The 25,436-nt window shown below is 40.4% G+C and carries 27 protein-coding genes; 9 read left to right on the top strand and 18 right to left on the bottom strand.

Annotation, left to right across the window (positions count from 1 at the left end; all coding sequences use genetic code 11):
- Positions 1–27 precede the first annotated feature (27 nt).
- From rpsG to fkpA, 7 genes are all read right to left on the bottom strand, one after another.
- Entirely contained in the window at positions 28–498 is a 471-nt protein-coding gene (gene rpsG, locus PZ638_RS01595) for a 30S ribosomal protein S7 (RefSeq protein WP_004262486.1), read from the bottom strand.
- A gap of 97 nt (positions 499–595) precedes the next feature.
- Positions 596–970, bottom strand: coding sequence for a 30S ribosomal protein S12 (rpsL, locus tag PZ638_RS01590; protein ID WP_004265905.1), 375 nt, complete (start codon positions 968–970; stop codon positions 596–598).
- Between the two features lie 136 nt (positions 971–1,106).
- Entirely contained in the window at positions 1,107–1,394 is a 288-nt protein-coding gene (gene tusB / locus PZ638_RS01585) for a sulfurtransferase complex subunit TusB (RefSeq protein ID WP_036958589.1), read from the bottom strand.
- A gap of 57 nt (positions 1,395–1,451) precedes the next feature.
- The gene (gene tusC / locus PZ638_RS01580) at positions 1,452–1,811 is read right to left on the bottom strand and encodes a sulfurtransferase complex subunit TusC (RefSeq protein WP_004262499.1); all 360 of its coding nucleotides are present in this window, start codon (positions 1,809–1,811) and stop codon (positions 1,452–1,454) included.
- Positions 1,812–1,835: 24 nt separating this feature from the next.
- On the bottom strand, positions 1,836–2,240 hold the full coding sequence (gene tusD / locus PZ638_RS01575; RefSeq protein ID WP_115166426.1) for a sulfurtransferase complex subunit TusD: 405 nt from the start codon (positions 2,238–2,240) through the stop codon (positions 1,836–1,838).
- Entirely contained in the window at positions 2,237–2,941 is a 705-nt protein-coding gene (locus PZ638_RS01570) for a helix-turn-helix transcriptional regulator (RefSeq protein ID WP_004262503.1), read from the bottom strand. Before PZ638_RS01570 ends, tusD begins: the two co-directional genes overlap by 4 nt.
- Before the next feature lie 297 nt (positions 2,942–3,238).
- On the bottom strand, positions 3,239–3,982 hold the full coding sequence (fkpA, locus tag PZ638_RS01565) for an FKBP-type peptidyl-prolyl cis-trans isomerase (RefSeq protein ID WP_004262506.1): 744 nt from the start codon (positions 3,980–3,982) through the stop codon (positions 3,239–3,241).
- Between the two features lie 246 nt (positions 3,983–4,228).
- Here fkpA and PZ638_RS01560 point away from each other — a divergent pair, with 246 nt between their 5' ends.
- Positions 4,229–4,450: a SlyX family protein gene (locus PZ638_RS01560; protein ID WP_004262507.1), complete on the top strand. Its 222-nt coding sequence runs from the start codon at positions 4,229–4,231 to the stop codon at positions 4,448–4,450.
- A gap of 81 nt (positions 4,451–4,531) precedes the next feature.
- Here PZ638_RS01560 and slyD read toward each other — a convergent pair whose 3' ends face one another.
- From slyD to kefG, 4 genes are all read right to left on the bottom strand, one after another.
- Complete coding sequence (gene slyD / locus PZ638_RS01555) at positions 4,532–5,137, bottom strand: peptidylprolyl isomerase (protein ID WP_004262508.1); 606 nt, start codon at positions 5,135–5,137, stop codon at positions 4,532–4,534.
- A gap of 86 nt (positions 5,138–5,223) precedes the next feature.
- Positions 5,224–5,427 (bottom strand): YheV family putative zinc ribbon protein, encoded by a 204-nt coding sequence (locus PZ638_RS01550; protein ID WP_004262510.1) that lies wholly within the window; start codon positions 5,425–5,427, stop codon positions 5,224–5,226.
- Positions 5,428–5,436: 9 nt separating this feature from the next.
- Positions 5,437–7,245, bottom strand: coding sequence for a glutathione-regulated potassium-efflux system protein KefB (gene kefB / locus PZ638_RS01545; protein ID WP_004262513.1), 1,809 nt, complete (start codon positions 7,243–7,245; stop codon positions 5,437–5,439).
- Positions 7,245–7,799, bottom strand: coding sequence for a glutathione-regulated potassium-efflux system ancillary protein KefG (kefG, locus tag PZ638_RS01540; RefSeq protein ID WP_136135504.1), 555 nt, complete (start codon positions 7,797–7,799; stop codon positions 7,245–7,247). The genes kefB and kefG overlap by 1 nt, the downstream gene beginning before the upstream one ends.
- A 222-nt stretch (positions 7,800–8,021) precedes the next feature.
- Between kefG and PZ638_RS01535 the strand changes: the two genes are divergently transcribed.
- Positions 8,022–9,956: an ABC transporter ATP-binding protein gene (locus tag PZ638_RS01535; RefSeq protein WP_206277682.1), complete on the top strand. Its 1,935-nt coding sequence runs from the start codon at positions 8,022–8,024 to the stop codon at positions 9,954–9,956.
- A gap of 80 nt (positions 9,957–10,036) precedes the next feature.
- Here the strand turns inward: PZ638_RS01535 and adiA are convergent, their stop codons facing one another.
- Both adiA and PZ638_RS01525 read right to left on the bottom strand, forming a co-directional pair.
- Positions 10,037–12,304 (bottom strand): arginine decarboxylase, encoded by a 2,268-nt coding sequence (adiA, locus tag PZ638_RS01530; protein ID WP_144138779.1) that lies wholly within the window; start codon positions 12,302–12,304, stop codon positions 10,037–10,039.
- Positions 12,305–12,408: 104 nt separating this feature from the next.
- Positions 12,409–13,269 (bottom strand): MurR/RpiR family transcriptional regulator, encoded by an 861-nt coding sequence (locus PZ638_RS01525; RefSeq protein ID WP_004262528.1) that lies wholly within the window; start codon positions 13,267–13,269, stop codon positions 12,409–12,411.
- Between the two features lie 255 nt (positions 13,270–13,524).
- Here PZ638_RS01525 and murQ point away from each other — a divergent pair, with 255 nt between their 5' ends.
- The gene (gene murQ / locus PZ638_RS01520; protein ID WP_004262531.1) at positions 13,525–14,436 is read left to right on the top strand and encodes an N-acetylmuramic acid 6-phosphate etherase; all 912 of its coding nucleotides are present in this window, start codon (positions 13,525–13,527) and stop codon (positions 14,434–14,436) included.
- A gap of 27 nt (positions 14,437–14,463) precedes the next feature.
- Positions 14,464–15,930, top strand: a complete 1,467-nt coding sequence (gene murP, locus PZ638_RS01515; protein WP_004262534.1) for a PTS N-acetylmuramic acid transporter subunit IIBC — start codon at positions 14,464–14,466, stop codon at positions 15,928–15,930.
- A gap of 67 nt (positions 15,931–15,997) precedes the next feature.
- On the opposite strand, the gene PZ638_RS01510 is transcribed toward murP, so the two are convergent.
- From PZ638_RS01510 to PZ638_RS01500, 3 genes are all read right to left on the bottom strand, one after another.
- Positions 15,998–17,104, bottom strand: coding sequence for a GmrSD restriction endonuclease domain-containing protein (locus tag PZ638_RS01510; protein ID WP_094960780.1), 1,107 nt, complete (start codon positions 17,102–17,104; stop codon positions 15,998–16,000).
- A complete protein-coding gene (locus PZ638_RS01505; protein WP_164454883.1) occupies positions 17,091–17,696 on the bottom strand; it encodes a hypothetical protein in 606 nt (201 codons plus the stop codon). Before PZ638_RS01505 ends, PZ638_RS01510 begins: the two co-directional genes overlap by 14 nt.
- Positions 17,697–17,857: 161 nt before the next feature.
- On the bottom strand, positions 17,858–18,463 hold the full coding sequence (locus PZ638_RS01500) for a LysE family translocator (RefSeq protein WP_094960782.1): 606 nt from the start codon (positions 18,461–18,463) through the stop codon (positions 17,858–17,860).
- Between the two features lie 101 nt (positions 18,464–18,564).
- On the opposite strand from PZ638_RS01500, the gene PZ638_RS01495 reads away from it, so the two are divergent.
- From PZ638_RS01495 to PZ638_RS01485, 3 genes are all read left to right on the top strand, one after another.
- The gene (locus tag PZ638_RS01495; RefSeq protein WP_036958590.1) at positions 18,565–19,548 is read left to right on the top strand and encodes a hydrolase; all 984 of its coding nucleotides are present in this window, start codon (positions 18,565–18,567) and stop codon (positions 19,546–19,548) included.
- Complete coding sequence (locus PZ638_RS01490) at positions 19,545–19,763, top strand: YheU family protein (protein ID WP_004262551.1); 219 nt, start codon at positions 19,545–19,547, stop codon at positions 19,761–19,763. The genes PZ638_RS01495 and PZ638_RS01490 overlap by 4 nt, the downstream gene beginning before the upstream one ends.
- A 177-nt stretch (positions 19,764–19,940) precedes the next feature.
- Positions 19,941–20,810 carry a phosphoribulokinase gene (locus tag PZ638_RS01485; protein WP_096863570.1) on the top strand — a complete coding sequence of 290 codons (870 nt, stop codon included), beginning with the start codon at positions 19,941–19,943 and terminating at the stop codon, positions 20,808–20,810.
- Between the two features lie 90 nt (positions 20,811–20,900).
- Here the strand turns inward: PZ638_RS01485 and PZ638_RS01480 are convergent, their stop codons facing one another.
- Positions 20,901–21,302, bottom strand: a complete 402-nt coding sequence (locus PZ638_RS01480; protein ID WP_004262554.1) for an OsmC family protein — start codon at positions 21,300–21,302, stop codon at positions 20,901–20,903.
- A 356-nt stretch (positions 21,303–21,658) separates the two neighbouring features.
- Between PZ638_RS01480 and crp the strand changes: the two genes are divergently transcribed.
- Both crp and PZ638_RS01470 read left to right on the top strand, forming a co-directional pair.
- Positions 21,659–22,291, top strand: a complete 633-nt coding sequence (crp, locus tag PZ638_RS01475) for a cAMP-activated global transcriptional regulator CRP (protein ID WP_004262556.1) — start codon at positions 21,659–21,661, stop codon at positions 22,289–22,291.
- A gap of 191 nt (positions 22,292–22,482) precedes the next feature.
- Positions 22,483–24,060, top strand: coding sequence for a hypothetical protein (locus PZ638_RS01470; protein WP_094960784.1), 1,578 nt, complete (start codon positions 22,483–22,485; stop codon positions 24,058–24,060).
- 60 nt (positions 24,061–24,120) lie between these two features.
- Here PZ638_RS01470 and PZ638_RS01465 read toward each other — a convergent pair whose 3' ends face one another.
- A complete protein-coding gene (locus tag PZ638_RS01465; RefSeq protein ID WP_094960785.1) occupies positions 24,121–25,353 on the bottom strand; it encodes an aspartate aminotransferase family protein in 1,233 nt (410 codons plus the stop codon).
- Positions 25,354–25,436: the final 83 nt, after the last annotated feature.

The raw sequence follows: 25,436 nt of genomic DNA, 5'->3' as shown, positions 1-25,436 counted from the left end.
TACATCACTAATGTAGGTAAGAAATAATTACCAACGGTAGTGTGCGAACGCCTTGTTAGCTTCTGCCATACGGTGAACGTCTTCACGTTTCTTAACAGCGGAACCTTTGTTCTCAGCAGCGTCTGATAATTCATTTGCCAGGCGAAGCGCCATAGATTTATCACCGCGTTTACGAGCAGCATCAACGATCCAACGCATTGCCAGGGCATTACGACGAACCGGGCGAACTTCAACTGGAACTTGGTAAGTTGAACCACCAACACGGCGGGATTTAACTTCCACAGTCGGACGCACGTTATCTAGTGCTAATTCGAATGCATCAAGTTCAGTTTTACCAGAACGCTGAGCAAGGGTTTCAAGTGCGTTATATACGATTGCTTCAGCAGTAGATTTTTTCCCGTCTACCATCAGGATATTTACAAATTTGGCCAGTAATTCTGATCCGAACTTAGGATCTGGAAGAATTTTACGTTGACCTATTACGCGACGACGTGGCATGGATATGACTCCGTTGTTAATTCAGGTTTGTCCAAAACTCTACGAGAGTATTTTGACATTAAGATTAAAATGTTTGGCCTTACTTAACGGAAATCCATTAAGCCTTAGGTTTTTTCGCGCCGTATTTAGAACGAGCTTGCTTACGGTCTTTAACACCAGAACAGTCCAGTGCGCCGCGAACGGTGTGATAACGCACACCTGGTAAGTCTTTAACACGACCACCACGGATAAGGATAACGGAGTGCTCCTGCAAGTTGTGGCCTTCACCACCGATGTAGGAAGAAACTTCGAAACCGTTAGTTAAACGAACACGGCATACTTTACGTAATGCTGAGTTTGGTTTCTTAGGAGTGGTAGTATATACACGAGTACATACGCCACGTTTTTGCGGGCAAGCTTCCAGTGCTGGAACGTTGCTTTTAACAACTTTCGAGCTACGAGATTTGCGTACCAGCTGATTAATAGTTGCCATTATTAAAAAAGCTCCTGGTTTTATTGCTTCGTAAACACGGATTTTGACCCCGTTCGCCAACATGACGATACACGAGGACGCGAAATTTTATTGCTGACTGGCTCAGGTGTCAAGAAATATACAACTTTTAGTGCCTTTATATGGCAAAATGTTGTTTTTGGACTTCTGTTAGCTTCACAAAACCTTGATATGTGATTACAGAAACTGCGGTTGATAGGGTATTTTGCAACCCACGAGCATTGATGTCTACATCCAAAGCGTACAACTGCGCCCCTGTTTTTTGTAGTGCAACAAGATAAGGCGACTGTGCGACTGCCGCAACCACGCCATCTTGCATCAGTAAAACGACATCTTCAGCCGTAATAAAGCCTACCATTGTAGAAAAATCACATTTAAACGGAGATGTTGCTAATGTATACAGCATAGAAAAGATCCTACTATAGATCAAAAAACAACCCAAGCTCAAAATTCACACAATGGATTAAAAATTAAGCACCACATCACATTCCGCTATTTTAGCGCTTACCTCTTTCTTGCTAAGAATTGTTGGTGTTAAAACCCATTCACAATGCTCTCCCAGCCCCCGTTCTTGTAGCGAAGAGCCGCAGAGATAAACTTTTTCAATGTCATATAACGGCAATATTTTAAATGTTACGATGTAATCTCGAGCAAGCACTTCAGCGGGATGTTGGTTTGCTAGAAGCTGATAAACGCCATCAGAGAGAAAAAACACCTGAATGTCTTCTGTCAGTGCTGAAGTTGCTAATAATGCATCTAACCCTTCTCGGCCACTGGCATTTCCATGGGGCATGGTTGTAAAGACAAAAGCTATTTTTTTCACACGGTACCTTGTATTGAGCTGTTCTTAGAATTGAATTGTCCGGTCTGTGGTTATCATCGCTTCCGCAAGGCTTCCTAACCCACTCATGATAAAGCCCTCAGCAAGGTTAGCCGTTGGAAGTGATAAACTTTGCGCTTGTTCTTGGTCAACAACCCCCCGACGCAATGCGGCAGAAACACAGATATGCATTTCGCACCCAGATTGTTTTGCCAGTTCCTGCCAAGCTGAAACTAAATTAAATTCATCTGTTGCCGGTGACGTAAGCTGGTTCGCATTAAAAACCCCTTCACGATAAAAAAAGAGTGTTTTCAATATATGCCCTTCTTCAAGAAGGGCTTTTGCAAATTGATACGCACTCGCTGCTTGTTGTGTACCATAAGCAGGGCCTGTCACAACTAAGCAGTAGGTTAACGAATTTGTATTACTCATTCACCGCTCTTGAATTGACGAATGTATAAATAAACGGTGTGTTTAGAAATGTTCAAACGGTCAGCAACTTGGTTAATGGCATCTTTAATATCGAAAATACCTTTTTCATATAGGTTAAGAACTACTTGCTTGTTTTTCGCATTATTTGAGACATTACGATCACCGCCAACTTCTTCAATTGTGTACTCCAATGTTTGTGCGACAAGGTCATCAACTGAAGAGGCAAAGTTTACATCTGAAGTAACTTCTTGCTTAGTTTCTGGAACAAACGATTGAATAATTTCAGAGAACGGCACATCTAAGTTCATATTGATACATAACAAGCCAATCACACGTTGCTTACGGTTACGAATAGCAATAGTAACGGATTTCATTAAATCACCGCTTTTCGCTTTCGTAAAATAAGCCTTCGAGACATTCGATTCTTCGTCTGCCATATCATGCAGCATTCTCAACGCTAGGTCTGTAATCGGTGAGCCGATTTTACGCCCAGTGTGCTGGCCATTTGCGATTCTGACTGCAGAGCAGTTTAGGTCCTCTAAAGAGTGAAGAACAATTTCACAGTGCCCACCGATTAGCATTGCCAGACCATCCACAGCAGCTTCATACGATTTTAAAATCTCATGGTCTGTCTCAGAAAAAGGTTGGTTATCCAATATGTTAATATCGCTGAGGTCGTGTGATTGTATAGAATCAGACATTTCAACATCATCCTTCTAATGTAAAAACTCATCCTGTTGACTAAAAAGGCGTTCATTATTCGACTATTTGGCCTTCATTACTTTGTTTGTAGCCAACAATTGTGATGATAAAAAATAAAATAGAGTCTTCTGAAGTTAAAACTCCACGGCGTTGCCGTCAAGCGAATGAATGCAAGACAGTCTGTTTTATCACAAGTTTTAAACAATTTGAGAGTTTTTTTGATGAGAAATATAAAAAAGCCCAAGGCATGAATGCATTGGGCATCAAAATACACTTAGCTAATGCTTAGTGAGGACTTATTTAGCAGCAGGCTTGATGTCTAATAACTCAACATCAAAGACTAATGTTGAATTTGCTGGGATACCCGGCACGCCATTTTCGCCGTAAGCTAATTCAGCTGGGATAACCAACTGCATTTTGCCGCCTTTTTTCAGGTTAACTAAACCTTCAGTCCAGCCTTTAATCACTGAATTTAATGGAATTGTCAGTGGCTCATTACGTGAATATGAGCTGTCGAATTCAGTACCGTCAATCAAAGAACCTTTGTAGTGAACCACAACGGTTTCATCTGCTTTAGGTTTCGCCCCTGTACCGTCTTTTTCAATTTTGTACAGTAAGCCTGATTTAGTTTTAACAACGCCTTTTTCTTTCGCGTATTTTTCGCGGTACTCAGCGCCTTTTTTCTCATTATTGGCTGATTCTTCTTTCATTTTTTTGTCGGCAGCTTCTTTGACTTGACCTTCAAACTGACGCAATGTTTCTTCAACTTCTGCATCGGTCATTTTGCTTTTGCCGTTAAATGCATCTTGGACACCAGCGAGTAATTGAGCCTTATCCAAATTAATACCAATTGTTTTTTGTTCTTCTAAAGAATTCTGCATGTAGCGGCCTAAAGACGCACCCAGTGCATACGCATTACGCTCTTCTGCGTTTTTGAATGCGCTGCTTTGTGCTTTGGCTTCCGCTGCCATCACTTGCGGAGCAGCAAAAGTAAATGCTAGCGTAGTTGCTAAAAGGCTTGCCTTAAACAGTGATTTCATCCTAGTCTCCGATAACTTTTATTCGATTATATTCGAATAGCGAACTATTCGTTTTATGGGTAGGGCTCTTTAAGTTTAGACCCCGTTACCCCATTGAGTATTAAAAAAATATAATAACTACTGAGACCACATTAACAAAAAGTCGTTTCGTCGCCTATATCTTTAACTAAAACTTATCTATTGATTTGTAATGTTCAGTTATTATGATGGTTTAATTACGATATAAACGCTTAAGGAGAGTCGAATATGGACTCATCTGATACATTTGAACAACGCCTAGAACTTTTAGAAAGTAAAGTTGCCTTTCAAGAACTGGCGATTGAACAACTAAACCAGGTTATTACTGACCAACAAATGCAAATGAGCCGTCTGCAGGAACATTTACGCATTGTAGCTGAAAGGCTGAAATCATCCCAAGATTCTCACTTAGCAAGGCCTGAAGAAGAAACGCCGCCACCACATTATTAATTTAAAATGCAAACCTATTGATTTTAAATTAAAAAAAGGAAGCTTTCGCTTCCTTTTTTTTATAAACACTAATACGAAGTATTAGTGGCAGCCGCAGCCGCCTTGTTTGTGACCGTGTCCGTGACCTTCACCGCCACCGCAGCAACCGCCTTCTGAACCGTGGCTATGACCGCCACCGCCACAGCAACCACCTTCGTGGTCGTGGTCATGGTCGTGACCACCTGCACCATGGACGTGGCCATGTGCGATTTCTTCTTCTGTTGCTTCACGGATAGCCATGATTTCAACATTAAATTTCAGGTTTTGACCTGCTAACATGTGGTTACCGTCAACGATAACTTCATCACCTTCGATACCTGTAATTTCAACAGGAACTGGGCCCATGTCAGTGTCAGCTAAGAAACGCATGCCGACTTCTAGCTCATCAACGCCCATAAATACATCTTTAGGAACACGTTGAACTAAGTTGTCATCGTATTGGCCATATGCATCGTCTGAAGCGACTTCAACATCGAAGTTTTCGCCGACAGAGCGACCTTCTAATGCTTTTTCTAAACCTGAAATTAAAGACCCACGACCATGCAAATAGTCCATTGGCGCGCTTGCTGGCGACTCATCAACTAAAACACCGTCTTCTGTTCTTACTTGATAAGCCAAGCTGACCACCAAGTCTTTTGCTACTTTCATGACATCTCCTACTACCCGTAAGGGAAAAATTTTTGCCAATTGTACCGAAAAACTATAGTGATGTATTGAGAATTGACAAATTTCTATTATTCAGGTGTAAAAATTCCAATAACCTGCTCTTTTTGCCTAACATGTCCCGTTGCTTCATCCCCTGCTTGGCGTTGCTGATCGCCACAATTGACACACTCGACAACATCAATTTTATCTTCACGCCACATCATTAATGTGTCTTGTGACTTGCACTTAGGGCACGTCGCCCCGGCAATAAAGCGTTTACGTGTTGAAGCCATTTCTAACCCTTATTGTTCATTATTCCAGCTATGAGGCTGCCGATGTTCTCTTTGCATTTCTTTCTCAAAGAGTTCATTAAGTTCACGACGTGCCTCTTTAATGCGTGAAATTTGCCCGCTGTCACTATTTTCATTCTCTGGGTAAATATCTCTAAGCATTTTCATGTCTAAACGGCGAAAATGCTGCTTCGCGCGATAAGCTTTATGAGGATGCATCCCTGTGCTAACAAGCGCTTTGCTTCCTAATTCAAGTGCGCTCGAGAATGTTTCACGGCTAAAATCAGTCACTCCACTTTGTAATAGCTCATGGGCCTCAAGGCGACCTTTAGCACGTGCAATAATATGTAAGTTAGGGAAATTTTCTTGGCAAATTTGCACAATTTCCATCACTTCTTCAGGCACATCACTGGTGATGACGATAGATTTTGCTTTATCGGCTCCTGCTGAGCGCAATAATTGCAGTTCACGTGCATCACCGTAATAGACCGTATAGCCGTAGCGGCGCATGGTACTAATCGCTGTAACATCTTGTTCTAGTACTGTAATTTTAACCTTATTCGCCATTAATAAGCGGCCAACCACTTGCCCCATGCGACCAAAACCGACCAAAATAACATGTGGGTCATTGTCTTCTACAAATGGTTTTTCACTCGAGGCTGGTTGTTGATTATAACGGTAGTTTAAATAGGCATCTATCAACTGCATCACAAGTGGAGTAGTCATCATCGAAAGTGTGACAACTACCAGTAATAAGTCCATCTGCCGTTCATTTATCACACTTGCACCAAAAGCAGTTGCATAGATCACAAAAGCAAATTCACCACCTTGGCTAAGCACCCCGGAAAATTGAGCTCTTGCTCCATTTCGAAGCCTAGCGGCTAAACTCAGTCCGTAAAGCACTAACGCTTTGACTGCGACTAATACCGCAACAGCAATCAATACTTGTGGTAAATAAGCCCACAACACATCTAAATTCAATGACATACCTACTGAGATAAAAAATAGCCCCAGTAGCAGACCTTTAAACGGTTCGATATTAATTTCCAGCTCATGGCGGAACTCTGTTTCCGCTAACATGACCCCTGCCATAAAGGTTCCCAGAGCCATAGAAAACCCAAGGCTTTCCATAATGAGTGCGGAACCTAATACCACCAACAGCGCTGCAGCCGTAAAAATTTCATGAACGCCAGATTTAGCGGCAAGCCTGAACATCGGCCGTAATAAATAGCGGCCAACTACCCATAAACCTGCGAACGCCACTATCTTCAAGCCAATTTTTTGCCAATCACTGGTTGCTGAGTCCCCGGCTAGCAATGGGATCAGCGCCATAATTGGGATCACGGCCATATCTTGGAATAACAAAACAGAAAAACCGAGTTGCCCGCTTTCTTTGTTGGACATCCCTTTTTCGTTCATCAACTGAAGTGCCATTGCCGTTGATGACATCGCCATTCCTAATCCACCAACAATGGCAGCTTGCCAAGAAAATTTGGCTAAAAACAACAGTGACGCCATGATAGCCGCAGTGACAACCACTTGAAGCGTACCTACACCGAAAATCGAGCGCCTAAGCTCCCATAATTTAGAAGGTTTTAGCTCTAACCCGATGAGAAACATCAGGAACACCACTCCCATTTCGGAGAAGTGCAAAATATCATCAACATTACGAATAAAGCCAAAAACAAATGGCCCAATCATGATCCCGGCAAGCAAATACCCCAGTACAGCACCTAAGCGGATTTTTTGTGCAATAGGTACCATGACTACCCCTGCGCAGAGGAAGATGATAACGGATTCAAATAGCCCTAGTTCTGACATTAGGATAACCCTCCCGCACCTAGCGGCTGTTGCATCCATTGACGGTAGTCATCAATAATCTGTTCAAATCGTTCTTTAGGCTGCCGACGTGCTGCATAAATAATGGTTGGTTCCAACCACTGCATATCACACATTAATGCGGTCAATTCAAATGGGCGAAGTATTTCTGTAAGTGGATAATGGTTATATCCATCATATTGGTAAGCGTGAACAGGCTCGCCTGTGGTAATCACAGAACGCCAGTATTTGCCTTTTAATTTTTGGTACCCTACATCGGTCGCAAAACGGCGAGTTAACACGCGGTCAAACCACTCTTTCAGCAACGCAGGGCAACTATATGTATAGAGAGGATGTTGAAAAACAATGATATCGTGCTGGCACAGTAATTTTTGTTCCGCGGTTACATCAATAAAATAATCTGGGTAAATTGCGTATAAATCGTGTACAGTCACATGGTCAAAATCACGCACTGCCTCCAATAACGCCTTATTAGCCATCGATTCGTCGGGGTCCGGGTGAGCGTAGACCACCAGCACTTTCGGTGTATTTGACATCTTTCCCTCCTCAAAGGCGTGTCAGACGGAACATTTTCCGTTACCATGCTGCCTGCTATACTCGTCATACTTCACGTTGCTGTGTTGTTGACTACGCGCATTCGCACTAGTCACCTACTTAATTAGGCTCCTAGCGACTCATGTGCTTGTCGCCTAACAGCACCGTAAATTATTTAGAGTATATACGTTGATAATCTAACATATTTTTAATAGACGGTTGCTATGATTGTTTTCTCTTCACTCCAAATTCGCCGAGGTGTTCGTGTCCTACTAGACAATGCCACTGCGACTATTAACCCCGGCCAAAAAGTTGGTTTAGTGGGTAAAAACGGCTGCGGTAAATCGACACTTCTTGCGTTATTAAAAGGCGAATTACAAGCTGAAGCAGGTTCTGCAACCTTTCCAAGCAATTGGTCCATGGCATGGGTGAACCAAGAAACCCCTGCCCTTGATGTGCCCGCTCTTGAATATGTGATTGATGGTGATCGCGAGTTCCGAGCTTTAGAGCAAAAACTTCAACAAGCCAATGAAAAAAATGACGGCCATGCCATCGCTGTGGTTCATGAGCAACTTGATGCCATTGATGCATGGACCATCCGCTCCCGTGCAGCCAGTTTGCTACATGGTTTAGGTTTCAGCCAAGCGCAATTAAACTCTCCAGTAAAATCATTTTCTGGTGGATGGCGGATGCGTTTGAACTTAGCACAAGCCTTGTTATGTCGTTCAGATTTATTGCTACTTGATGAACCAACCAACCACCTTGATTTAGATGCAGTGATTTGGTTAGAAAAATGGTTAAAAAGCTACCAAGGCACCCTGATTTTGATTTCCCATGATAGGGATTTCCTCGACCCGATTATTGATAAAGTGCTGCATATCGAACAAGAAACCATGTTCGAATACACGGGCAACTACTCTTCATTTGAACGTCAGCGCGCAACAAAACTGGCTCAGCAGCAAGCACTATATGAAAGCCAGCAGGCTAAAGCTGCACACTTGCAAAGTTATATTGACCGTTTTAGAGTGCAAGCCACCAAAGCTAAACAAGCACAAAGCCGCATTAAGATGCTTGAAAGAATGGAAATGGTTTCCCCAGCTCATGTGGATAACCCATTCCATTTTTCATTCCGTAAACCAGAAAGCTTACCGAATCCATTATTAAAAATGGAAAAAGTCAGCGCAGGCTATGGTGAAAAAGTCATCTTACAATCCATCAAGCTGAACTTAGTACCAGGCTCACGTATTGGATTATTAGGCCGAAATGGTGCAGGTAAATCCACATTAATTAAGATGTTAGCGGGCGATTTGCCACCGTTACAGGGGGAAATTTCCCTCGCAAAAGGTATCAAACTTGGTTATTTCGCCCAGCACCAATTAGAGTACTTGCACCCTGAAGAATCGCCTCTACAGCATCTAGTTCGCCTTGCGCCTGAACAAACTGAGCAACAATTACGTGACTATTTAGGGGGCTTCGGTTTTAAAGGCGACCAAGTTACTGACCCAAGCGGCCGTTTTTCTGGTGGGGAAAAAGCGCGCTTAGTACTCGCGTTAATTGTTTGGCAACGCCCTAATTTACTGTTGCTCGATGAACCAACCAACCACTTGGACTTAGATATGCGGCAAGCACTTACTGAAGCCTTAATGGCCTTCGAAGGTGCTTTAGTTGTCGTTTCCCATGATAGGCATTTACTGCGCACCACTACCGATGAACTGTATTTGGTCCACGGCGGTTCTGTAGAGCAATTTGATGGTGATTTAGAAGATTACCAACAATGGCTGGCAGAGCAAAATAAGCTCGAATTACAGCAAGCGCGTGATCAACAAGAAAAAGACAAGCCAGCAGCCGCTGCAACGGTGACGGCACAAGATAGAAAAGACCAAAAACGTCGTGAAGCGGAGTTCCGCCAACTGACTCAACCGATCCGCAAAAAAATCACGGAATTGGAAAAGCAAATGGATAAGCACTCGAATGCCCTAAATGAGCTAGAAGCAAAACTTTCTGATGCCACCATTTACGAACAAGATAAGAAAGCCGAATTGACGGAATGTTTGAAAAAACAAACAGAACACAAAGCGGCTCTTGAAGATGTGGAAATGGAGTGGATGGAACTGCAAGAGCAGTTAGAAACCATGACCAGTGAATTTGAATTAAATTAATTCGTTATAAAACATCACAATCCATTAAAATCACGAAAAGCTATCTTTTGATAGCTTTTCGTTTTTATCATTACTGAATCTTATTCTTTCACACACATCACATAATACTGGCCATCAATAATTTCAGTACCTTCGGTTTCATGTTCAAAACCCGGAAATTCGCTATCCCACGCTTGAAGACTATGCAAATAGCCGATATGCGGGCTATTTTTATCGCCAAAACTTTCACCTGATAACAACATAGGAATACCCGGTGGATAGGGAATAATCGAGTTAGCGGCAATACGTCCGGCTAGTTTATCTAAAGGAATCGCCTCAACGCGGTTAGCAACAATTTCTTGATAGGCATCGCGTGGGCTCATCATCACGGCGGGGAGTTGCTCATAAGCCTGATTTAACTGGCCACCTGGGTTATTTTTTTGTAGATACACAAACATTTTATTGCCTAAATCACGTAGCCCCATCTCGCCATAGATCTCAGGAGACGCTTCAACCACTTCAGGTAATACTTTTTTCAGTGCCGTATTGTTGTCATAATGGCGCTTAAACGACAGCAACGCATTGACCAGGGTTCCCCATTTTCCTTTTGTGATCCCCATAGAAAACAAGAACATAATTTGGAAATCAGTCGTGCGGGTTGGTACAATACCATAGTGGTTTAACCATGCCGTGACTAACGCGGCTGGGACGCCGCTATCCAGTAATTTACCGTCATCTCCCATTCCCGGCGACAAAATACTCACCTTAATCGGGTCAAGCATCGCCCAATTTTCAGGGATATCTTTAAAACCATGCCATTTATCTTCAGGGTTCATCACCCAGCAGCTTTGCTCTTTCATCAACAGCTCAACAGGCGCATCTTCAAAAGCATAGCGCTTGCCTGTTGCTGGGTCTTTCACCATTTCTTGATTCCATGGTTTGAAAAACCACTCATCGTCATTGATAAATTCTTTGTATAGGTAGCCCAGTGATTGACGGAAGTCGATAGCTTCACGGATGACTTCATCAGTGAGTGAACGCCCACTATTACCGTCCATCATGTCTGCGGCAATATCATTTGAGGCACAAATTGCATATAGCGGCGAAGTAGTCGCATGCATATGATAGGCTTGGTTAAAACGATTAAAATCAATCGCATTACGGCCATTTCGAATGTGGATAAATGAAGCTTGTGAAAGTGCATTCAATAATTTGTGCGTAGAGTGAGTTGCAAAAACGGTGGGCTCATCGTCTTTTCTAGGGTCATCACGCATCGCAAAGTGGTCGCGATAGATAGGGTTAAAGCGTGCGTAGCCGTACCATGCCTCATCAAAATGGATTCTATCCAATGATTCATCCAGCAAATCCTGTACTTTACGTGCGTGATAGCACACGCCATCGTAAGTACAGTTGGTTACGACGCTATATGCAGGACGTTTGCCTATTTTATCCGAAGTTAATGGATTTTTAGCGATTTTTTCAGTAATCGCTTCGGGTGTCATTTCTTGAGGATAAATCGGGCCAATGATGCCATAACGATTACGGCTTGGTGTCATATAAACCGGTTTTGCCCCTGTTAAGATCAAACCTTGCTCAATAGATTTGTGGCAGTTACGGTCAATCACAACAACATCATCATCTGTCATACAAGCTTGCATAATCGTTCGGTTCGAACCCGATGTTCCCACAACCACGGAGTAAGATTGGTCAGCACCAAATATACGCGCAGCATTCCTTTCACACTCACCAAATGCGCCGGTATGGTCTAACAGTGAACCCACAGCAACCCGCTCAATACCGATATCCGTCCGAAATAAGTTTTCACCAAAGAAATCATGATAAATGCGACCTGCGGGAGTTTTGGTGAACCCAACACCACCTTGATGCCCCGGTGCTGCCCATGAATATTCATGTACATCACTGTATTTAATCAAACTTTTCATCAAAGGGGGCAGTAAATTGGCGCGGTAGCGGATGATCGCGGCAAGGACACGACCTGCAATAAAATCTGCGGAGTCTTCTAAAATCCATGCAAATTCATCGACTTGTTCCATCATTTTGCGGTCGAATGCCGTCAAAGCTTCTTCACGATCACTTAATAAAAATACGGGGACATCTTCTTGCCTACGGTGAAGTTGGGTAATTAACTGATGTGCCTGAGTTTGTTCTTGCTTGTCTGACATATCACGGCCATATAACAAGCAGTCAATGCTGGTATTTGACCGAATGTATGCCATTCCATCTTCAAAATTACGAATGATCACGGTTTCTACGTGCTCATCGTTAAGTTCACTGGCGAGTCTTGCTACGGCATGGCTAATAACGGAGTCGTCATCAGTTAATTCCGTATAAACTATGAGTGCTCTCATCAATAACTCCCTTTTAACTTTTTAAAATCAAAATACTTATAATATTAGTCTTAACGTAAATAAGGTTTTATTGCAAAGTTATCGATGAGAATTCAAGCCGCCAGCTATTCATCTAATTTATTAATTACTACTCTTGCATTCATAACCAACGACTTCGCTTTCGCTTCTCTTCGTTGTAATAACGCCATAAAGATCAAGTCTGTTAGCGTATTTTGTGCGGTTCTTGAAGAAATTGATGAACTACGCCATTCATCTTCCTCCGCGATACTTTCAAGAACATAATCAGCAAGTTGCCCCAAGGGGGAATCACAATCACGAGTAATCGCGATGACGCATGCCCCTTGCTTACGCGCAATATTCGCTGCTGTTAGCATGTCTTTACGTCTTCCTGTAAAAGAAATAACGATTTGTACATCATGAGTATTGAGAGTCAGCGCCGCAGCAATTTGCACATGGTGGTCTGACTCCACAAGTGTTGTGATACCAATTTTTTGTAATTTGTAACTGAGGTCTTTTGCTGTTAAACCTGACCCACCAATCCCGACAATCTGTACTCGCTGTGATTGGTCTATTCGCTCAACAATGCGTTCAAACTGCTTGAAATCAATCAATTTTGTTGTTTCTGTAATGGAGTGATTTTTTTCCATTGCTAGTTTCTGAGCAACAACCATCAAGTTATCATCAGGCGCAATACGGTTATGTAGAGCAGAATGAGGCGCTCCATCTTTGAGTTGTTGGCGCCCAATAATCTCGCTAAGTGCAAGTTTCAAGGCGGGATACCCCTTTACGCCAACTTTCTGACTAAACTTAACGATGGCTGATTGGCTAACATCTAAAATTTCCGCTAATTGCTGAGACGACAAATTTAGTACATTTTCGGGATTTTCAAGGATAAATTGGGCAATTTTGCGTTGGTTTTCCGCTAATCGCGGTAGTGAGTAGGTAATGATGTCCAATAATGTCATGGTGACCTCTAATAATAATTGTAATAGCCAGACCTATAGATAAAAAAATAATAATAAATTATTCCTCAATCAAGCCACTGATACCTGATGAATAATACTTATAATTCAAAGAGTCGTGACTTTAGCTTATAAAATTAATCACAAAATATTCTTGTATATTCACAAGTTAGAATAGATAGCACCGTGATGTTAATCACATATAAGGAATAAATAATTCCTTATATTAGCCCAATAACTGATTTAGGAGCAATTTTTATGACTATCGACTTAAGCAAAATGGTAACTGAAAGCCGCAATGCAGCCAGTACTAATATCGACCAACTATCAACGGCTGAAATGCTGAAGGTCATTAATGATGAGGACAAGCTCGTTCCGTTAGCGGTTGAAAAAGTGCTCCCTGAAATTGCCCAACTGGTTGATAAAGTCGCAGAGGCTTTTTTAAAAGGCGGTCGTCTGATTTATTCAGGTGCAGGAACCTCTGGCCGTTTAGGCATCCTTGATGCCAGTGAGTGCCCGCCAACTTATGGGACGCCACATGAACAAGTTGTGGGTTTAATCGCCGGTGGCCATCAAGCTATTTTCCGTGCCGTAGAAAATGCAGAAGATAAGCCTGAACTGGGTGAACAAGACCTCAAAGATATTCAATTTAATGATAATGATGTGTTAGTTGGTATCGCAGCCAGTGGGCGAACGCCTTATGTATTAGGCGCTTTAGCGTACGCGAAGGCTGTTGGTGCAACAACAGCGGCCATTAGCTGTAACCCAAATAGCCCAATTGCCAATGCCGCAGATATTGCTATTACTCCCATTGTAGGTGCAGAGGTTGTCACCGGTTCTTCACGCATGAAAGCAGGAACAGCACAAAAATTAGTGCTGAATATGATCACCACTGGGGCGATGATCCGTATTGGAAAGGTGTTTGGTAATTTAATGGTCGATGTCGAAGCAACAAATGCCAAACTCATTGAAAGACAAACTAAAATTGTGATGGAAGCAACCGACTGCGACCGAACTACCGCAGAGACCGCCCTTCAACAATGTAACCGGCACTGCAAAACTGCCATTTTAATGGTGTTATCGGGTTTAAATGCCGATGACGCACGTCAACTACTCTTAGATAACAACGGTTTTATTCGTACGGCTCTCAATATGGCCTCATCCGCCTAACTTGCGGACTTCAATGGGATAAATAGTATGGCTAAAATAACAATAGAAATGATACAGCAGATCCTGCAACACGTTGGAGGACGCCGTAATATTAAATTAGCGGGCAATTGTATGACCCGTTTGCGGCTCACACTCAACAATGACCAGCTAGTCGATAAAGCTGCACTCAAACAAATTGCAGGAGTGCTTGGCGTTATTGAAAGTGATGAACAACTGCAAGTGATCCTTGGCCCAGGTAAAGCGCAAACTGCCGCGGACTTGATGAACCAACTTTTAGATAGTGATGAAGAGGATAACCACGAAGCAGCAGCCCAGCCTCAGGATCTGAACGATATTGCATCCGCAAATAAGCAGCAACTGAAAAAGAAACAAACCAGTGCCGTTCACCGATTTTTATCCAAATTTGCCACCATATTTACTCCGCTAATTCCAGGTTTTATTGCTGCGGGCTTACTATTAGGTTTTGCAACTCTGGCGAAACAAACCTATTTTCCAGCAGGGCTCCCGACAAAACCTGAAGAGCAGACCCTACTCGTACATACGATTCTGTATATGTCGGTATTTAGCAAAGGGCTGTTTAGCTTCCTAAGTATTCTTATCGGTTATAACACTCAAAAAGCCTTTGGCGGTAGCGCAGTAAATGGCGCCATCATTGCTTCACTGTTTGTTCTTGGGTACAACCCTGAAATAGCTAAGGGGTTCTATTCTGATATGAATAGCTTCTTCGGGTTGGCTATCGACCCAAGAGGTAACATTATTGGGGTATTAATTGCGTGTATTTTTGGGGCATGGGTCGAAAAACAAGTACGTAAAATTATTCCAGCCAACCTTGATATGATTTTAACTTCAACAATTACCTTGTTAATTGTTGGTGCTGCAGTGTTTATCTTCATCATGCCAATTGGCAGTTGGTTATTCTCTGGTATGTCGTGGCTTTTTGTTCATTTAAGCAGCAATCCATTCGGAACCGCTATACTTGCTGGGCTATTCTTAATTGCAGTAATGTTTGGCGTGCACCAAGGTTTTGTTCCGGTATATATGGCACTCGTTGAAACCCAAGGCTTTAACTCACTTTTCCCTATCCTAGCAATGGCTGGTGGTGGGCAAGTTGGTGCAGCGATGGCGTTGTACGTTAAAGCCGCAAAAGATTCAGTGTTACGTAATCAGATTCGCGGGGCCATCATTCCAGGTTTCTTAGGTGTCGGTGAACCACTTATCTACGGTGTAACCCTTCCTCGAATGAAGCCGTTTGTCACCGCATGTTTAGGCGGTGCTGCTGGGGGGTTCTTTGTTGGACTCGTGGCTTGGATGGGTTTACCAGTTGGTTTAAATACTGTCTTTGGCCCGTCTGGCTTAGTCGCTATCCCAATGATGACCTCTGCTGATGGCGTGTTCCCAGGGATGTTAGTTTATGTTGGCGGGTTATTCGTTTCCTATTTATTCGGTTTTATTTTTACCTACTTTTTCGGCACTAAAAACGTCGATTTAGATTAATCAAGTTTACATAATCAAACTCCCCTATCAATCTGTTAATAGATTAGTAGGGGAATAAACACTAAGCTTAATTTATGATTTTCTCAAAAATATTTTGAATTTCAATATCTCTGATCTCTCTTTCTTTTTTATTATTTACACCTTCTTTTGCTGCATTTTTATAATCATCAGATAATTCAACTGAATCTATAATTATTTTTATTTCATTAACCTTTCCGTCATCATTAATATCAATCTTATTGATAACTCTACAAAAATAGACAAAAAGGCTAAAAAAATTGGCCTTTCTATACCATAGAGATGATTTTTTGAATTTCAGTTTATTAAATAAAATAGCTGATTTTTCCAGTCTTTCCAATAATTTATCTTTTAAATCAAACGACTCATTATACTGTTCAGCATATGTCCATGATAATTCATTTCGATTGAAAAAACCGCCAATCGTGGTTGATATAATATTCAATGTATATTGAAGATTTGTTTTTTTCGCAATTTCATTAATAGAGAATAGATTTTGGCTAGTCATCAACTGCCTAAACTCTTTTGCTTTTTTGTTTTTATCAACCGCTTTAGCCCAGTCTTTAAAGCTATCTTTTATATATGGATTATTTCTTATGTTCGTAATTTCCTCATCTTCATCATCTTCAGCAGAAGATAAGTCCATCTGGCCTGAAATAAACTCTGAAAAATGCATGAACTCCGAAGCACTAAACTCTGATGACTTTCTATCTATCATTGTCAATGAATTCGAAGTTCTATTGATTCTCTGAAAAATATCAGCAATAATTTGGTCATCATTGGTTAAATCCAATTCTATCACGGGTATTTCATATTTATAGAAGTCTTGTTTTTCCTCGTCCGTCAATTCAGAGAATTTTCTGTTATTAACAGATAGTTTCCCTGAAATGAACTCCATTATTGCATTAGTTCTTTGCTGCCCATCAACAATTGAAGCAATACTTATTTTTTTGTCTAAATCAATTTTACCTTTAGACAAAAAAACATGCGGGAATGGGTATCCTAGCAATATTGTTTTTATAAACTCCTGTTTATGAAGATCCCTCCAGACTAAATTCCTTTGGAAAAACGGGTTAGTTACCAGCCTACCAGATTCAATATCATTCATATAATTTAGTAGTTGTACAGACCTGATCTTATAATCAATCGTTTTCATTTAAGATACTCTTATTTTCATGATTGTTAGCTTTAAAGTAATTAATACTATACTTTTGCCTATTTTTAAAGCTTTCTTCAGAAGAGAACAAGCAAGCTGATATCTTAGAATAACTCTCTTTATGATCTAAAGTTAGTTCGTTGAAGAAATCAAACCAGTTTTTTCTAGTATTTCCGAATGGAAAATAAAATGGGTGAATAAATCCTCTAGCTACATTATTTATATAACTCTTATATACCTCAAAACTCTTAAATGATGACTTCTTAGTAAAGTTAAATGTATCATCCACTATGCCATTTAAAATTTTATCAAAAAGAAAGCCATCAACTATAGCAATATCTAAGTCAGATGAACCTTTACTATATTCATTAGATGTCTTTAAACTAAATCCTATATGAGCAGATCCTGTAACATAAATATGTTTAAAGGGAACTGAAAATTTATTACTAATTTGATTTAAAATCACATATGTAGAGTCATCTGTGTTCATGAAACCTACAGACGGAGAGGATAAATATAATTTTTTAACAACTAAATCAATATCCTCACCTTTAATTATTTTTTTATTCTTTTCTATAATTTCGGAAAGCATTTACTTTATTCCTTCAAATAGTAGAGAATCTTTCTTCTATTTACGGCTTAATCTCAGCCTAATTATATAGCCTATTAAGATAAAATCAGCCACAAATATTTAATTTATTTTATGTATTAGCTATCGAACTCTTATAAAGTCTCTAGCACGTACAACAAAGATCATTCCAACCAAATTAACGGCACGCACAGTGCAGTTAATAAGCCCATCACCCAGTTAAAAATAAACCAAGCACGACGGCTACGTAAAAATAGGCTAATTAATGAACCAAACCCCATCCAAATTAAACCCGCCACTAAGTTAACTATCACAAATGCGATACTCATCATTAAAATAGATTGGGTAAATAATTCACCGGGGAGGCTAAATCCCCCGACAGCGCCTAGCCCCATCATCCATGCTTTGGGGTTTAAAAACTGTAATAAGCCGCCTTGATACCAAGTAATGCTTTTCGCAACTTCGCTATTCGTCTTCAGTGGGGCATAATTTGCTGTCGCTGTTTTCCATGCTAGCCATAGCAAATATAGACTTCCGGCGAATTTTAAGGCGACATGAAGCGCAGGATAGAGCAATAAAAGTGCAGCAACCCCGAATGCGGAGAGATAGAGTATTGACTGCATCCCTAACATAATACCAAGGCATAATATTATTGTATGGCGAAAACCGTAGTTTGCTGCACTTGACGTTAGCAACATATTGTTAGGGCCGGGAGTGACTGCAGCAATGAATAAAAACGTAAAAAGAGAAAAAACCAGCCCCAATGTCATTTATAATTTAGCCTCAAACTCAAATTTGTTTACTTGCATCACAAAAAAATAACAGTATGTTATGTGACTCACAAGAGTCCCCATTAAATAAAAATAAGGCTATGTCAGAAAACTTTCGTCCAATAAGTTGGGCTAAAAATCCACACCTCCAAACATTACTGCCAAGGATTTTCCGTAGAACACCGAAAATCAAACCAATATGGCAGCGGCTTGAATTGCCTGATGGCGATTTTATCGATCTCGCTTGGAGTGAAAAACCTGAGCTAGCGGCACATAAGCCACGTTTAGTGATCTTCCATGGTCTCGAAGGCAATTTTAAGAGCCCTTATGCCCACGGGATGCTAGAAACGGCCCAAAAGCATGGTTGGTTGGGTGTAATTATGCATTTTCGCGGTTGTAGCGGTGAACCCAATCGCCAACAGCGAATTTACCATTCAGGTGAAACCAGTGATGCTCGCTATTTTCTCCGTTGGTTAAAACAAACCTATGGTGATACGCCGACGGCCGCAGTCGGCTATTCTCTTGGTGGTAATATGTTAGCGTGCTATCTCGCAGAAAGTGGGCAAAATGCAGATTTAGATGCGGGCGTCGTGGTTTCGGCCCCATTAATGCTAGAAGCCTGTTCTTTGCGGATGGAAAAAGGAATATCTCAATTCTATCAACGCTATTTACTAAATGGCTTAAAACGTAATGCAACGCGTAAATTGGTACGCTACCCTGGCTCACTACCTTTAAACTTGCTGCAGCTTAAACAACTAAAACGCATCCGTGAATTTGATGATGTGATCACTGCTCGTATTCATGGTTTTGATGATGCGACAGATTATTATCAAAAATGCAGCGCATTACCTAAATTAGCTTACATCACGAAGCCAACATTGATTATCCACGCTAAAGATGACCCATTTATGGCGCCTGAGGTTGTTCCTGATTTATCATTTTTACCCCACAATGTGGAATACCAAATGACAGAACATGGTGGGCACGTAGGCTTTGTGAGCGGTACCTTGAGAAAACCGCAAATGTGGTTAGAAACACGCATCCCTCAATGGTTAACGCCTTATTTAGATAAGGAAATAATGTGATTATTCCTTGGCAAGAACTTGAACCTGAAACATTGGAAAACCTAATTGAAAGCTATGTCTTACGGGAAGGAACCGACTACGGCTCCCATGAAAAAAGCTTACAAGATAAGGTCAACGATGTGAAACGGCAGTTAGTTTCTGGTGAAATTGTGCTAGTCTGGTCTGAATTGCATGAATCGGTTAATTTCATGCCTAAGGGGAGTTTTTCTGTCTGATGTTTTTATTCTATGGTTCATTTTTACGTCATCATCTATCATGAATTAAGTTACAGGTTTTCCACACAATCATGTCGTAAAACCATCAAATAAAACTCAAAACCCTAACACCCGTTAATCCGCTTCATGCACTATTGATTAAAATAGTGCTTATAAGCGCAACACAGGGAGTCCACGATGTCCAAAAAGCACCCAATCATTGCTATCACTGGTTCGAGCGGAGCTGGCACAACCTCAACTAGCCAAGCATTTCGTAAAGTTTTTCACCAATTAAATATCCAACCAGCAACATTAGAAGGGGATAGCTTTCATCGCTATACACGCCCTGAAATGGATATGGCTATCCGTAAAGCCAGAGAACAAGGCCGGCACATCAGTTACTTTGGCCCCGAAGCGAATGATTTTGCGTTGCTTGAACAAACCTTAATCGACTATGCAAAAACAGGTTGTGGGCAGTCCCGTAAATATCTACATACTTATGATGAAGCGGTACCGTATGGCTTGCAACCTGGGACATTTACCCCTTGGGAGCCGCTACCAGACAAAACAGATATTTTATTTTATGAGGGGCTGCATGGTGGCGTTGTCACTCCAGAACATAATGTTGCACAACATGTTGATTTGCTTGTAGGTGTTGTCCCTATTGTCAACCTCGAATGGATCCAAAAATTGATCCGCGATACCACAGAGAGAGGGCACTCCCGCGAAGCGGTTATGGACTCTGTTGTACGTTCAATGGGGGACTATATTAATTACATCACGCCACAATTTTCTCGCACCCATATCAATTTTCAACGCGTTCCTACGGTAGACACCTCTAACCCATTTTCGGCTAAAGCTATCCCATCACAAGACGAAAGCTTTATTGTGATCCGCTTTCGTGGGCTAGAGCAAATTGATTTCCCCTATTTGCTGTCAATGATATCCGGCTCTTTTATTTCAGCAATGAATACAATTGTCGTCCCAGGAGGGAAACTCAGTTTAGCAATGGAATTAATTATGGCACCAATAGTCGAAAAACTAATTAATCAAAAGAACAACAGTTAAATTATTTTTTGATTAAAAAATAAGATGCTTATCATTAATTAAGGTAAGCATCTTTCAATTCAAATATATTAATAAAAATTAAATTTATTTTTAGTTTTTTATTTCAAAGCTGTGTGTGACTTCAACGGTTTTCTCTAACATCAATGCGACTGAGCAATATTTCTCAGCAGAAAGTTGAACGGCACGTTCGACTGCTTTTTCCGTTAATTCATTCCCTGTCACAATAAAATGCAAATGGATTTTCACAAAATAACGAGGGGCTTCTTCACGACGTTGTGAGGTTAATTTAACTTCACAATCCGTAATATCGTAGCGGCCCTTTTGCAAAATCGAAACGACATCAATTGCGCTACAACCCCCCGCTGCCATTAACACCATTTCCATTGGGCTTGGGGCTTTATCACCCGCATTGCCATCCATCATCACCTGGTGCCCAGACGCAGACTCTCCTAAGAAAGAAAGCCCTTCAACCCACTTTACTCTTGCTTCCATTGTATTTCCCCTTGAAATGAAATCGGTTTAAAGGCTACATTGTTCCATAGATATAAGGAATGTTATATCAACTTTATTTGGCTGAAGCGATACAGGGAAGACTTTCTTTATTGAATATGCTACAAACAATACTTAGTTGATAGGATTAAGATCAAAACTCAACAGTTTAATTGATCATATTATAGTGTTGATATCAATTTGCGTTACCAAGAGCAATCAAAAACGCTGAAGTAATCAGCCCCTTGATTATTTAAAGGTATATAAGGCAAATTAATATGCTAAGCTAGTGACTTTAAAGCCAGCCTTTCTAGTACGTTTTTCCGAATGGCTGCAATAACATACAGAGGATAACGCTAATGGTTCTCGGCAAGCCACAAACAGACCCTACTCTTGAATGGTTTTTGTCACACTGCCATATTCATAAATATCCATCCAAGAGCACTCTTATCCATCAGGGTGAGAAAGCAGAAACCCTTTACTATATCGTTAAAGGTTCGGTGGCTGTTTTAATTAAAGATGAAGAAGGCAAAGAAATGATCCTCTCTTACCTGAATCAGGGGGATTTCATTGGTGAGCTTGGGTTATTTGAAGAAGGGCAAGAACGTACTGCGTGGGTTAGAGCAAAAATCGCCTGCGAAGTTGCTGAAATTTCATATAAAAAATTCCGTCAATTGATTCAGGTTAACCCTGATATTTTAATGCGCCTTTCTGCGCAAATGGCTAGTCGCCTACAAACAACATCTGAGAAAGTCGGTAACCTCGCATTCTTAGACGTTACAGGCCGTATTGCTCAAACTCTATTAAATTTAGCCAAACAACCTGATGCGATGACACATCCAGACGGTATGCAAATCAAAATTACCCGTCAGGAAATAGGCCAAATCGTGGGTTGTTCCCGTGAAACAGTTGGCCGTATTTTGAAAATGTTAGAAGACCAAAACCTGATCTCTGCACATGGTAAAACAATTGTGGTTTACGGCACACGTTAATTAACCTTTCAGCCTGGCCACCTTTGGCTGGGCTATTATTGTAAACAGCGGTATATCAATGATATAGCGCTGTTTTTCATTTCTTTGCTTATGGCCCCTTTATTGACTTTCTAGCACACTCGCGTTTTTTGATATTAATTAAAATATACTTATATAAAATAATTAATAATTAATCATCCGAGATTTTATATATGCGCACTATTACTAGCACAAAAAACCAAGTTATTTCGCCACAATTAGAAAATAACAAAAAAGATTTTATTAAGAATAAAACCTTTTTTGAAAACTTACAATATGCAAATCAAGCATCTGTAAATTCCCCCACATTAGTGAAACAACCTACAGAACAGATAAAAAAGACACCACGTGAAAACTTTGTATCTTCATTAAATATAGGAAGTTTGCTACCTAATACCCAGCCAACTCATAAGACATTTTATCCTAAGCATAAAACTATTTTTGAAACTCAAAAAAATAAAAATATTGACATCCGCTCTATCGATTTCAAGACTAGCCTTGATTTTTTTAAAAATATGCCTAGTTCTCAAGATCAGAGCTTAGTTTCTCGCTATCCCCTCATATTTAAAAATTCGAGAAAAATAGAAAAAAATTTTACCCCAGTAGAAGACCATTCAATTACCCATAAAACTCAGGAAGACTTACCAATGCAAACAAGTAAAAAAAACAACGTTGAAACCTCAACGTTTGTAGATTTTCATTTAAACCGTTCCGCAGGTATGCTATCTAATTTTAAATATAAAATAAAATCCATTCATGAAAAAAGTATTCGCAAGTTCAGAGATGTTTTTAAAACAAATAAAAAGGAAGAACTATGCGTTAAATTTGAAAATGGCGAGGCTAAGATTATAGATAAAACTACTATAACCAGTCAAAATTTAATAAAAAAACACGAAAAAATTAAAGATTCGAATAAAGAAGTATTTCAAGATAATAATCAATTAAATAATATCAATACTCTAGACTCTACTGAACCATCACCTGACAAAAATAAAGAGTGCGGAAATATTTTTAATAAAATGGAATCAGCCATTAGCACGTTAGAAGATCATTTCAATGAATCTACCACAAATAAACAACTAGCTTGGGACAATGATGGTATTGACTGGTATAAAGCACAAGATGAAAGTCTAAATACAGAGAGTAGCGAACTTGTTAAACAAGCGTATTCACAAGATATTATTGATGATGCAACTCGCATAATAAATAAGTCAGACTCTGATATTATCAGTGAAAATGCAAAAACAATATTTAATGAATTTTTTAGTGATAACCATCAGAATTCAAGCATTAATTTTTATTCGAGTAATGAAAGTATAAACTCTAATTTATCTGGTTATGTTTCAGAGAATTCTGTCGATTCTGGGTATAGTTCAGAAAACAAGAAGAAAGAAACAGTGGTTAATTTAACCACCTCCGAAAACCACACAAAATCTAAAATAACAGATAATTTAGATCGGAAAGAAAAATCAATTATTAGAAAAAAAAAGCCTAATATCAAAATACGCCACACCGAAAAATCAAAAGCTCGCAAACAATTTATTAGTAATGGATATAAATTATCGCAAAGTAAAGAAGAACAAACAATAATCCCTAAAAATAAAATACCAAAAGCTAAAAGCTTAGAGTATACCTTGCAAGACCCACAAAAAACATTAGAAGATATAAAAAACCTTATGACAGAAATAGTCAAAGAAGAAGCTCATATATCTCACCTTCAATCTGAATTAAGCCTCTTGGATAATAAATAACCGCTTGCTTAAGGAACTAGTTGCAGAGACATTAATGCCTCTGCAACTTTCAATTAATCATTAACTCAGTAACTTCTCTATTGCCGTTTCTAATTTCGCCATGCCGCTATTAATTTCTTCTTCCGAAATAATCAGCGAAGGCGTAAAACGTAAAACATTAGTGCCTGCATTGAGCATCATCAGCCCTTCTACTGCGCTGGCTTGCAGGATATCTTTCGAGCGGTTCAATAGTTTGCCGTCAAGCTCAGCACCAATTAAGAGCCCCATTCCTCTGATCTCAGAAAAAATGTGGTATTTATCGTTAAGCTTATTCAAATGAGCAATAAACAATTCACGGCGCTTTTGAACGCCATTTAATACATCTTCTGTATTAATAATATCAAACGCCGCATTACCTACTGCACAAGCTAATGGATTACCGCCATAAGTGGTACCATGCGAACCCACTTCCATCGTTTTCGCAATTTCTTCAGTAGTAATCATTGCACTGATAGGGAAACCGCCACCCAATGCTTTTGCCGTGGTTAAAATATCAGGCACAACGTTGTAATGCATATAAGAAAATAATTTACCTGTACGCCCCATACCGCTTTGTACTTCATCAAAAATCAACAATGCATTATTTTCATCACATAGCTTGCGAACTCCTTGCAGGAATTCTGATGTCGCAGGGGTGACACCACCTTCCCCTTGTACGGGCTCTAACACCACAGCACAGGTATTTTCATCAATGACCGCTTTGACCGCATCCAGGTCATTAAAAGGCACATGAATAATATCCGCAGGCTTTGGCCCAAAACCATCTGCATATTTCGCTTGCCCGCCCACCGAAACGGTAAATAATGTGCGCCCATGGAAGGCTTGTTTGAAAGCAATAATCTTCGTTTTATATGGGTTATATTTGGTGATAGCGTAACGACGCGCTAATTTAAACGCGGCTTCGTTAGCTTCTGAGCCTGAATTCACAAAAAACGCACGGTCAGCAAATGTCGCATTCGTAAGTTTTTGTGCTAACTTTAGCGCCTGCTCGTTGGTGAAAATATTACTGACATGCCATAGCTTTTCGCTTTGTTCACGCACAGCAGCCACCAAACTAGGGTGACAATGCCCTAAAGCAAGAACCGCGATCCCACCAGCAAAATCAATATATTCTTTACCTTGCTGATCCCAGACACGGCTACCTTCACCTTTAACTGGAATAAATTCCGCCGGCGAAAAAATAGGCAACATAACTTGATCGAAAGTCTGCCGATTAACTGCGTGTTGTTCTGCTGCTGCGTATTGTTCTGACATACCCCTCACCTGCTCTTATTTAATGCGATAATGAAAATATAATCATTAAATATGAATAAAAAATCAAAAAAGAGCAATAGCAA

Source organism: Providencia hangzhouensis, assembly GCF_029193595.2.
GTDB classification, from domain to species: Bacteria; Pseudomonadota; Gammaproteobacteria; order Enterobacterales; family Enterobacteriaceae; genus Providencia; species Providencia hangzhouensis.
This window is presented reverse-complemented; position numbering and strand designations above follow the sequence as displayed.

What these genes read in the sequence shown, in the direction of transcription:
- rpsG (WP_004262486.1), bottom strand. Translation starts at nt 498, where the DNA reads ATGCCACGTCGTCGCGTAATAGGTCAACGTAAAATTCTTCCAGATCCT.
- rpsL (WP_004265905.1), bottom strand. Translation starts at nt 970, where the DNA reads ATGGCAACTATTAATCAGCTGGTACGCAAATCTCGTAGCTCGAAAGTT.
- tusB (WP_036958589.1), bottom strand. Translation starts at nt 1,394, where the DNA reads ATGCTGTATACATTAGCAACATCTCCGTTTAAATGTGATTTTTCTACA.
- tusD (WP_115166426.1), bottom strand. Translation starts at nt 2,240, where the DNA reads ATGAGTAATACAAATTCGTTAACCTACTGCTTAGTTGTGACAGGCCCT.
- PZ638_RS01570 (WP_004262503.1), bottom strand. Translation starts at nt 2,941, where the DNA reads ATGTCTGATTCTATACAATCACACGACCTCAGCGATATTAACATATTG.
- fkpA (WP_004262506.1), bottom strand. Translation starts at nt 3,982, where the DNA reads ATGAAATCACTGTTTAAGGCAAGCCTTTTAGCAACTACGCTAGCATTT.
- PZ638_RS01560 (WP_004262507.1), top strand. Translation starts at nt 4,229, where the DNA reads ATGGACTCATCTGATACATTTGAACAACGCCTAGAACTTTTAGAAAGT.
- slyD (WP_004262508.1), bottom strand. Translation starts at nt 5,137, where the DNA reads ATGAAAGTAGCAAAAGACTTGGTGGTCAGCTTGGCTTATCAAGTAAGA.
- PZ638_RS01550 (WP_004262510.1), bottom strand. Translation starts at nt 5,427, where the DNA reads ATGGCTTCAACACGTAAACGCTTTATTGCCGGGGCGACGTGCCCTAAG.
- kefB (WP_004262513.1), bottom strand. Translation starts at nt 7,245, where the DNA reads ATGTCAGAACTAGGGCTATTTGAATCCGTTATCATCTTCCTCTGCGCA.
- kefG (WP_136135504.1), bottom strand. Translation starts at nt 7,799, where the DNA reads ATGTCAAATACACCGAAAGTGCTGGTGGTCTACGCTCACCCGGACCCC.
- PZ638_RS01535 (WP_206277682.1), top strand. Translation starts at nt 8,022, where the DNA reads ATGATTGTTTTCTCTTCACTCCAAATTCGCCGAGGTGTTCGTGTCCTA.
- adiA (WP_144138779.1), bottom strand. Translation starts at nt 12,304, where the DNA reads ATGAGAGCACTCATAGTTTATACGGAATTAACTGATGACGACTCCGTT.
- PZ638_RS01525 (WP_004262528.1), bottom strand. Translation starts at nt 13,269, where the DNA reads ATGACATTATTGGACATCATTACCTACTCACTACCGCGATTAGCGGAA.
- murQ (WP_004262531.1), top strand. Translation starts at nt 13,525, where the DNA reads ATGACTATCGACTTAAGCAAAATGGTAACTGAAAGCCGCAATGCAGCC.
- murP (WP_004262534.1), top strand. Translation starts at nt 14,464, where the DNA reads ATGGCTAAAATAACAATAGAAATGATACAGCAGATCCTGCAACACGTT.
- PZ638_RS01510 (WP_094960780.1), bottom strand. Translation starts at nt 17,104, where the DNA reads ATGAAAACGATTGATTATAAGATCAGGTCTGTACAACTACTAAATTAT.
- PZ638_RS01505 (WP_164454883.1), bottom strand. Translation starts at nt 17,696, where the DNA reads ATGCTTTCCGAAATTATAGAAAAGAATAAAAAAATAATTAAAGGTGAG.
- PZ638_RS01500 (WP_094960782.1), bottom strand. Translation starts at nt 18,463, where the DNA reads ATGACATTGGGGCTGGTTTTTTCTCTTTTTACGTTTTTATTCATTGCT.
- PZ638_RS01495 (WP_036958590.1), top strand. Translation starts at nt 18,565, where the DNA reads ATGTCAGAAAACTTTCGTCCAATAAGTTGGGCTAAAAATCCACACCTC.
- PZ638_RS01485 (WP_096863570.1), top strand. Translation starts at nt 19,941, where the DNA reads ATGTCCAAAAAGCACCCAATCATTGCTATCACTGGTTCGAGCGGAGCT.
- PZ638_RS01480 (WP_004262554.1), bottom strand. Translation starts at nt 21,302, where the DNA reads ATGGAAGCAAGAGTAAAGTGGGTTGAAGGGCTTTCTTTCTTAGGAGAG.
- crp (WP_004262556.1), top strand. Translation starts at nt 21,659, where the DNA reads ATGGTTCTCGGCAAGCCACAAACAGACCCTACTCTTGAATGGTTTTTG.
- PZ638_RS01470 (WP_094960784.1), top strand. Translation starts at nt 22,483, where the DNA reads ATGCGCACTATTACTAGCACAAAAAACCAAGTTATTTCGCCACAATTA.
- PZ638_RS01465 (WP_094960785.1), bottom strand. Translation starts at nt 25,353, where the DNA reads ATGTCAGAACAATACGCAGCAGCAGAACAACACGCAGTTAATCGGCAG.